Source organism: Sphingomonas sp. Leaf412 (genome assembly GCF_001425405.1).
In the GTDB taxonomy this organism is placed as follows: Bacteria; Pseudomonadota; Alphaproteobacteria; order Sphingomonadales; family Sphingomonadaceae; genus Sphingomonas.
On record NZ_LMQP01000003.1, the window covers coordinates 1341388 to 1350293 of the forward strand.

Sequence of the window (8906 nt, forward strand, 5' to 3'; positions counted from 1 at the left end):
GCCCGTCCGCATCGCCCGGACAGGACCCTCCCCCGACCCCTCCCTTGCAGGGAGGGGAGAGGAACGCGAAAGGCCCGCGGCATCGCTGCCGCGGGCCTTCGGCCGGTCCGGATATGGTGGGCGCGACAGGGATTGAACCTGTGACCCCACCCGTGTGAAGGGTGTGCTCTACCGCTGAGCTACGCGCCCGAACCGTGTCGGAAGCGGGCCTCTACGCAAGCGCATCACGCCTGTCCAGCCCCGCAGGATCGCTTCAGTTCAGCGAATCCTTCAGCACCTTGCCCGCCTTGAACTTCGGCTGGGTCGATGCCTTGATGCTCATCGGCTCCCCGGTGCGCGGATTGCGCCCCGTCGACGCCTTGCGCCGGCTGACCGCGAACGTGCCGAAGCCGACCAGGCGGACCTCGTCGCCCTTCTTCAGGCTGCCCGAGATGGTGTCGAACACCGCCTCCACCGCCCGGCTCGCCTCGCTCTTGCCCAGCCCCGCCACCGTCGCGACCTGCGCGATCAGTTCCTGCTTGTTCATCCCCTGTAACCCCGTTTGATTGCGTGACTTCGGACGAAATCGGATTCGCGGGCGCGATGCCCGGAAGGTCCCAGTAAGGCGAGGCCCCGGGCGGGAGTCAAACGAAACCGCGGCAAGTCGTTACGCCGGCAGGGTGTTTCGCGACGAGTCGTTCGAGGACGCCGCCGGCGCCCGTTCGGCCTGAGCGAAGTCGAAGGCCATGCACGTGTGCATATGCTTCGACTTCGCTCAGCACGAACGGAGGTACGGAAACGTCCGCTTTGGGGTCAATGGTGCAGTTCGCCGCCGACCGGCGCGATCGGGGCGGGCGGCAGGGCGGCCAGTTCGTCCGCGTCGGTCCAGTCGATCGCCTCCAGCGTCCCCGCCAGCGCGAGGCGCAGGACCTCGTCCACGTGGGCAACGGGCACGATCTTCAGCCCGTCCTTGATCGAGGCGGGCACGTCGGCCAGGTCCTTCTCATTCTCCTGCGGGATCAGCACGGTCTCGATCCCGCCGCGCAGCGCGGCGAGCAGTTTCTCCTTCAGCCCGCCGATCGGCAGCACGCGGCCGCGCAGCGTCACCTCGCCCGTCATCGCGATCTCGCGCCGCACCGGCACGCCGGTCAGCGTCGACACGATCGCGGTGACGAGGCCGACGCCCGCCGACGGCCCGTCCTTGGGCACCGCGCCTTCGGGCAGGTGGACGTGGACGTCCTTGCGATGGAACAGCGACGGCTTGATCCCATAACTGGGCGCGCGCGCCTTGATGAAGCTCATCGCGGTTTCCGCCGATTCCTTCATGACGTCGCCCAGCTTGCCCGTCAGCTTGATCGCGCCCTTCCCCGGCACGGTCACGCTTTCGATCGTCAGCAATTCGCCGCCGACCTCGGTCCAAGCGAGGCCGGTGACCGCGCCGATCTGGTCCTCCGTCTCGGACAGGCCGTGGCGATATTTCTGCGTGCCCGCATAGTCGGACAGATTGTCGGGCGTGATCGTGACGCCCTGCATCTTGCCTTCCAGGATGCGGCGCAGCGCCTTGCGGCACAGTTTCGCGATCTCGCGCTCCAGCGTGCGGACGCCCGCCTCGCGCGTATATTGCTGGATCAGCGCGCGCAGGCCGTCGTTGGTCAGCACGAACTCGTCGGGCTTGAGGCCATGCGCCTCGATCTGCTTCGCGATCAGATGCCGCTCCGCGATCTCCACCTTTTCATTTTCGGTATAGCCCTCCAGCCGGATGATCTCCATCCGGTCCAGCAGCGGCTGCGGCAGGTTCAGCGTGTTGGCGGTGCACACGAACATGACGTCGGACAGATCGATGTCGATCTCCAGATAATGATCGTTGAACTTCCCGTTCTGCTCCGGGTCCAGCACCTCCAGCAGCGCGGAGGCGGGATCGCCCCGGAAATCCTGTCCCAGCTTGTCGATCTCATCCAGCAGGAACAATGGGTTGGACGCGCCCGCCTTCTTCAGGTTCGTCACGATCTTGCCCGGCAGCGAGCCGATATAGGTCCGACGATGGCCGCGGATCTCCGCCTCGTCGCGCACGCCGCCCAGCGACTGGCGGATGAACTCGCGCCCCGTAGCGCGCGCGATCGACTTGCCGAGCGAGGTCTTGCCGACGCCGGGCGGGCCGACGAGGCACAGGATCGGCCCCTTCAGCTTGTTCGTGCGCGCCTGCACCGCCAGATATTCGACGATCCGGTCCTTCACCTTCTCCAGCGCATAGTGATCCTCGTCCAGGATCGCTTCGGCGGCGGGGATATCCTTCTTGATCTTCGACTTCTTCCCCCACGGCAGGCCGAGCAGGACATCAAGGTAGTTGCGCACGACCGTCGCCTCGGCGCTCATCGGCGCCATGGTCTTCAGCTTCTTCAGCTCGGCGGTCGCCTTCGTCCGCGCTTCCTTCGACAGCTTCAGCGTCGCGATCTTCTGCGTCAGCTCGGCGACCTCGTCGCCGTCGCCGTCCTCGCCCTCGTTGCCCAGCTCGCGCTGGATCGCCTTCAGCTGCTCGTTCAGGTAATATTCGCGCTGCGTCTTCTCCATCTGGCGCTTCACGCGGCTCTTGATCTTCTTCTCCACCTGAAGGACGCCCAGTTCGCCCTCCATCAGCGCGAAGGCCATCTCCAGACGCTTGACCGGATCGGGCTCGGTCAGCAGGGTCTGCTTCTCCGCCACCTTCACCTGGAGGTTGCCCGCGACCGAATCGGACAGGCGGCCCGCATCCTCGATCTCCGCCATCTGCGCCGCGGTTTCGGACGGCAGCTTGCGGTTGAGCTTCGCGTAATTTTCGAACTGGTTGACGACCGAGCGCATCAGCGCGCCGACCTCCGCACCCTCGGCCTCCTGATCGGGTACGAGCGTCACGTCGGCGGCGAGATAATCGTCGTGCGGCGACAGGTCGGCTAGCGCGGCGCGCTGCTTGCCCTCCACCAGCACGCGGACGGTGCCGTCGGGCAGCTTCAGCAATTGCAGCACGCTGGCGGTGACGCCGATATCGTACAGGTCGTCGCGATCGGGATCGTCCTCCGCAGGATCGAGCTGCGCGACGAGGAAGATCTCCTTGTCCGCCGCCATCGCGGCCTCCAGCGCCGCGACCGACTTGTCGCGACCCACGAACAGCGGCACGATCATGCTGGGGAAGACGACGATGTCACGCAGCGGAAGAACGGGAAGATTGGTCATGCTTACTCCGGTGGCGCTCCGGTGAGCGCCGTACGCATCGTATATGGTGGCGCGCGCGCGTCCATCAATCATCGCGCGCGGATCGCGCGTTGATCGCGCTGTTGCTGGCCACGATGCAGGCGTTGCCGCAGAAGGGCGAACCGCCGATCAGCGCGCAGACGCAGGTGTCGGGCGGGGTGCGGCCCGCGGAGCAGGAGGCGCTGTCGTTCGAGCGCGCGGACCTGTCGTTCGACGTGGACCCGGCGAAGCGGCGGATCGACGCGCGCGCGACGCTGACCTTCGCGGCGACCGCGGCGGTGGCGCGGCTGCCGATCGATCTCGATTCGAACTTCCACGTCGCGCGCGTGACGGTCGACGGGAAGCCGGCGCGGTTCGACCGGCCCGACGGGCGGCTGGTAGTGCTGCACCCGCTGGCGAAGGGCGCGCGCGCGACGGTGGCGATCGCCTATGCCGGGACGCCGCACGTCGCGGTCAACGCGCCGTGGGACGACGGCATGGTGTGGTCGCAGACCGCCGACGGGCGCGCGTGGTTCGCCAGCACGACTGAGGGCTACGGCTGCGACATCCTGTGGCCCTGCCTCGACTTCCCGCGCGGGGAGCCGGCGGAGGCGGTGCTGCACATCACGGTGCCGAAGGGGTTGAAGGCGCCGTCGAACGGGAAGCTGCTGGGCGTCGATACCCTGCCCGACGGTCGCACGACTTGGCACTGGCGCGCGCGGCGACCGAATACCTATGCCATCGCGCTGAACGTCGGGCCGTACGAGGAAGTGTCGGGTAGCTATCGCAGCCGGTTCGGCAACAGCATCCCGTTATATTACTGGTACATTCCCGGCGCCGGCGCGCGGGCGAAGGCGGAAGGATTGTTCGCGGAATTCGCGCCGACGCTGGATTTCTTCGAACGCACGATCGGGCCGTATCCGTTCGGGGACGAGAAGGTCGGCGTGGTGGAGACGCCGCACAAGGGCATGGAGCATCAGACGATCAACGCCTACGGCAACGGCTATGCCAAGGCGCCGGAGGGGTTCGACTGGCTGTTCCACCACGAATTCGCGCACGAATGGTTCGCCAACCAGCTCACCGCCGCGAACTGGGACGATTACTGGCTCCACGAGGGGTTCGCCAGCTACATGCAGCCGCTGTACGGCCGCTGGCGCGAGGGCGAGGCGCGCTATGCGGTGATGCTGGATTCGCAGCGCAACCAGATCGCGAATGCCGCCCCGATCGTCCGCGACAAGGTGCTGACCGAGGAGGAGGTGTACGAACCGGCCAAGGGCGGCGCGGGGACGGACATCTATTACAAGGGGTCGTGGATGCTCCACACCCTGCGCGGGCTGATCGGCGATGCCGCGTTCTTCGACGCCACGCGGCGGCTGGTCTATGGCCGCGCCGATCCGATGCCGGGGAATTTCCGGCCCCGCTTCGCCTCGACCCGCGCGTTCGAAGGGATCGTGCGGCAGGTCACCGGGCGCGATTTGGGCTGGTTCTTCGACGCCTATCTGCGCCGCGCGGCGCTGCCCGACCTCGTCACGCGGCGCGAGGGCGACCGGATGACGCTGGCGTGGGAGGCGGGCGGTCCGTTCCCGATGCCGGTGGAGGTCGCGGTCGACGGCAAGGTGCAGCGCGTTGCGATGGCGGACGGGCGCGGCACCCTGTCGGTGCCTGCGAACGCGCATGTGGTGATCGATCCTGCCGCCCGCGTGTTGAAGCGGTCGACGGCGATCGAGGCATACCGGCAATGGCAGACGCAGCAGCGCGGCAAGTGAGCGACGACGCGACGCGCATCGCCCTGAAACGCGCGGGCGAGATGGCGGCGGTGTTCATGATCGGCGACGGCGCGCTCGGCGTGCTTCAACCGGTGCGCCACGTCGATTTGTGGCGCTCGCCCATCCCGGCGGTCGACGGCCTGGTCCGCCCGTTCGCGGGCAAGCCGGGCCGGCGGCGCGCCTATGGCCTGCTCCAGATCGCGGCGGGCCTCGCGCTCGCCGCGTTGCTGCGGCGTCAGCCGGGCGGGCGGAGCATCGACCAGAAGCGCGGACCCTCGCGCCCGACGCGCCATTCGCCGGTCGGCTCCCAGCCCAGCGCGCGGTAGAAGCCGAGGTTCTTCTCGGTCGCGGTTTCCAGATAGCAGGGCAACCGCCCCGCCGCGCGCGCCAGACCGGCGCGGATCAGCTTCCCGCCCAGCCTCCTCCCCTGCGCCGCCGGATCGCAGCCCGCGATGTGCAGGTACCAGAAGTCGCCGGGCGGCAGATGCGCGTCGATCGCCGCGCTGACCGCCAGCGCGCGCGGGATCGCGGGACCGAGCGCGGCGAGCAGGGCGGGCGCGGAACACAGCATCTCCCACCACCCAACCGTCGCCCGCCCCGGCCCGCGCCAGAAAGTCGCCGCCGCCCCGTCGCCGGTCGTCAGCCCCATGCCCGCCCGCGCATCCGATTGCTGGAGCAGGGCGAAGAGCCGGGTCAGCCGCCGCTGTCGGTCGCGCACTTCGGGCAGGATGTAGCCGAACGCCGGATCGTCATGGAATGCCCGCGCCAGCATCGCGGCGATCGTCGCGCCTTCCGATGCCGTGACCAGGCGGACGTCGCTCAAGGGACGACGGTGACGAACAGATAGGCGGCGAAGATGACGAGATGGACCGCGCCGCCCAGGATCGTCGTGCGGCCGGTGCCCAGCGACAGCGTGATCGTGAACATGGTCAGGATCAGCAGGGTGATCGACTTCGGCCCCAGCCCCAGCCCCAGCGGCAGGTCGAGCGCGAGGCTGACGATCGCGACGGAGGGGATCGTCAGGCCGATCGTCGCCAGCGCGGAGCCGAGCGCGAGGTTCAGGCTGGTCTGCAACCGGTTGCGCTTCGCCGCGCGATAGGCTGCGAGGCTCTCGGGCGCGAGGACCAGCGCCGCGATCACCACGCCCACGACCGCCAGCGGCAGGCCCGCGCCGAGGATCGCGCGCTCCACCGTCGCGGACAGCCCCTTCGCCAGCAGGACGACGCCGACGAGCGCGACGAGAAGCATCGCCAGCGACGCGATGCTGGTCGCCTTCGACGGCCGTTCCGCATGTGCGTCCTGCGGCAGGTCCTGATCCGGCAGGAAATATTCGCGGTGGCGCACGGTCTGCACCAGCACGAACATCAGGTACAGGAAGAGCGAGACGATCGCGACGAAGATCAGTTGCGCGGGCGCGTACGTCGGCCCCGGCGCGCTCGACACGTAATTGGGCAGGACGAGGCTGAGCACCACCATCGCGGTCAGTACCGCCAGCGCCGCGCTGACCCCGCGCAGCGTGAAGCGCTGCTCCCCGTGGCGCAGGCCGCCCGCCATCAGGCACAGGCCGACGATGAAGTTGAGGATTATCATGATCGCGGCGAACACGGTGTCGCGCGCCAGCGTGGAGGCGTCGCCCGCGTCCGACAGCATCAGGCTGACGATCAGCGACACCTCGATCACCGTCACCGCGACCGCCAGCACCAGCGTGCCGAACGGCTCGCCGACGCGATGCGCGATCACCTCCGCATGATGGACCGCGGCCAGCACCGCGCCGATCAGGACCGCGGTCGACAGGATCGTCCCGACCGTGCCGTATGCGTAGAGCGACAGCACGACCGCGAGCAGGCCCAGCGCGGGGAACAGCAACGTCCACCACGGCAGCGCGATCTTCTGAAGCAAGGCGCGCTTCGCGGCGGGGGTGGGGAGCTTGTCGGTCTGGTCCTGCATCACCCGGTCAATGCACGAGCGGGCGGGAGGGTCCGGTCGGTGACCGTAACGAAACGTTTCGACGCCGAAACGGCGCCGGTGCGATCCGGCGGGACACGGCCCGCCGGATCGCATCCGTCACCCTAGGCCGCGTCTTCCGCGGTCTTCTTCTTGTCGGCGTAGACGCGGATCGGCTCCTTGCGGCCGTCGACCACGTCGCGGTCGATCATGACCTCGTCGACCGAATTCATGCCCGGCAGGTCGAACATCGTGTCGAGCAGGATCGCCTCCAGGATCGAGCGCAGGCCGCGCGCGCCGGTCTTCCGCTCGATCGCCTTCTTCGCCACCGTCACCAGCGCGTCGTCGGTGAAGCCGAGCTTCACGTCCTCCATGTCGAACAGCTTCTGGTACTGCTTCACCAGCGCGTTCTTCGGCTCCGACAGGATCTTCACCAGCGCGGGGATGTCGAGATCCTCCAGCGTGGCGATGACGGGAAGGCGGCCGACGAATTCGGGGATCAGCCCGAACTTCAGCAGATCCTCCGGCTCGGTCTGGCGCAGCATCTCGCCCGTGCGGCGTTCCTCCGGCGACGCGACATAGGCGCCGAAGCCGATCGACTTGCCCTGAAGCCGGTCGCCGATGATCTTCTCCAGCCCGCTGAACGCGCCGCCGCAGATGAACAGGATGTTCGTCGTATCGACTTGCAGGAATTCCTGCTGCGGATGCTTGCGCCCGCCCTGCGGCGGGACGGACGCGGTGGTGCCCTCCATCAGCTTCAGCAACGCCTGTTGCACGCCCTCGCCCGATACGTCGCGCGTGATCGAGGGATTCTCCGCCTTGCGCGAAATCTTGTCGATCTCGTCGATGTAGACGATGCCGCGCTGCGCGCGTTCGACGTTATAGTCGCTCGCCTGCAACAGCTTCAGGATGATGTTCTCGACATCCTCGCCGACATAGCCCGCCTCGGTCAGGGTCGTCGCGTCCGCCATCGTGAACGGGACGTCGAGGATTCTGGCTAGGGTTTGGGCCAGCAGGGTCTTGCCGCAGCCGGTCGGGCCGACGAGCAGGATGTTCGATTTCGCCAGCTCCACGTCCGCACCCTTGGCGCCGTGGTTCAGCCGCTTGTAATGGTTGTGGACCGCCACCGACAGCACGCGCTTCGCCTGCTTCTGCCCGATGACGTAATCGTCCAGGACGTCGCAGATCTCCTGCGGCGTCGGGACCCCGCCGTCCTTCTTGCTCACCAGCGCGGACTTCGTCTCCTCGCGGATGATGTCGTTGCACAGCTCGACGCACTCGTCGCAGATGAAGACGGTGGGACCCGCGATCAGCTTGCGCACCTCGTGCTGCGACTTGCCGCAGAACGAGCAATAGAGGGTGCTCTTCGAGTCGCCACCGCTCAGCTTCGTCATTCAATCGTCCTTCCGCGCGGGTCATCCGCGCCTGTCCGGGCGGGCATGGTAGCCCGGCCCGTCACATTACGGCAATGCTCTTAACGCCTCGCCCCAAGGTCGACGCCCGGCTCAGGCGGCGGCCGCCATATCCTCGGCGGGTGCCGGACGCTTGTCGAACACCTCGTCGATCAGGCCGAAATCGCGTGCCTCCGCCGACGACAGGAAGGTGTCGCGATCCATCCGGCGCTCGATCTCCTCGATCGGCTGGCCCGTGTACTTGGCGTACAATTCGTTCATCCGCGCCCGGATGCGCAGGATTTCCTTCGCCTGGATCTCGATGTCGCTGGCCATGCCCTGCGCCCCGCCCGACGGCTGATGGATCATGATCCGCGCATTCGTGAGCGCGACGCGCATCCCCGGCTCCCCCGACGCCAGCAGGAAGCTGCCCATCGACGCGGCCTGACCGATGCACACCGTGCCGACGCGCGGGCGGATGTACTGCATCGTGTCGTGGATCGCCATGCCCGCCGTGACGACACCGCCCGGCGAGTTGATGTACATGAAGATGTCCTTCTTCGGATTCTCCGATTCCAGGAACAGCAACTGCGCGGTGATGAGGCTGGCCATGCCGTCCTCC

8 protein-coding genes and 1 tRNA gene are annotated in these 8906 nt (G+C 67.7%); 2 read left to right on the forward strand and 7 right to left on the reverse strand.

What is annotated here, in order from left to right; translation table 11 throughout:
• Positions 1 to 114 precede the first annotated feature (114 nt).
• The 3 genes from ASG29_RS13595 to lon all read right to left on the reverse strand — a co-directional run bounded on the left by ASG29_RS13595 (position 115) and on the right by lon (position 3186).
• Positions 115 to 189, reverse strand: a tRNA-Val gene (locus ASG29_RS13595).
• Positions 190 to 253: 64 nt separating this feature from the next.
• Positions 254 to 526: an HU family DNA-binding protein gene (locus ASG29_RS13600; protein ID WP_055984874.1), complete on the reverse strand. Its 273-nt coding sequence runs from the start codon at positions 524 to 526 to the stop codon at positions 254 to 256.
• A gap of 266 nt (positions 527 to 792) precedes the next feature.
• Positions 793 to 3186, reverse strand: coding sequence for an endopeptidase La (gene lon, locus ASG29_RS13605; RefSeq protein WP_055984876.1), 2394 nt, complete (start codon positions 3184 to 3186; stop codon positions 793 to 795).
• A gap of 113 nt (positions 3187 to 3299) precedes the next feature.
• Here lon and ASG29_RS13610 point away from each other — a divergent pair, with 113 nt between their 5' ends.
• Both ASG29_RS13610 and ASG29_RS13615 read left to right on the forward strand, forming a co-directional pair.
• Entirely contained in the window at positions 3300 to 4949 is a 1650-nt protein-coding gene (locus tag ASG29_RS13610; RefSeq protein ID WP_055985676.1) for a M1 family metallopeptidase, read from the forward strand.
• Positions 4922 to 5275, forward strand: a complete 354-nt coding sequence (locus ASG29_RS13615) for a hypothetical protein (protein ID WP_235532915.1) — start codon at positions 4922 to 4924, stop codon at positions 5273 to 5275. Before ASG29_RS13610 ends, ASG29_RS13615 begins: the two co-directional genes overlap by 28 nt.
• Here ASG29_RS13615 and ASG29_RS13620 read toward each other — a convergent pair.
• The 4 genes from ASG29_RS13620 to ASG29_RS13635 form a co-directional block, all read right to left on the reverse strand.
• The gene (locus ASG29_RS13620; protein WP_321163197.1) at positions 5185 to 5772 is read right to left on the reverse strand and encodes a GNAT family N-acetyltransferase; all 588 of its coding nucleotides are present in this window, start codon (positions 5770 to 5772) and stop codon (positions 5185 to 5187) included. The genes ASG29_RS13615 and ASG29_RS13620 overlap by 91 nt on opposite strands.
• Positions 5769 to 6896 carry a calcium:proton antiporter gene (locus ASG29_RS13625; RefSeq protein ID WP_055984879.1) on the reverse strand — a complete coding sequence of 376 codons (1128 nt, stop codon included), beginning with the start codon at positions 6894 to 6896 and terminating at the stop codon, positions 5769 to 5771. The genes ASG29_RS13620 and ASG29_RS13625 overlap by 4 nt, the downstream gene beginning before the upstream one ends.
• 122 nt (positions 6897 to 7018) lie before the next feature.
• Entirely contained in the window at positions 7019 to 8287 is a 1269-nt protein-coding gene (clpX, locus tag ASG29_RS13630) for an ATP-dependent Clp protease ATP-binding subunit ClpX (protein ID WP_055984881.1), read from the reverse strand.
• A 111-nt stretch (positions 8288 to 8398) separates the two neighbouring features.
• On the reverse strand, positions 8399 to 8906 hold a 508-nt coding region (locus ASG29_RS13635), incomplete at its 5' end, for an ATP-dependent Clp protease proteolytic subunit (protein WP_156458043.1).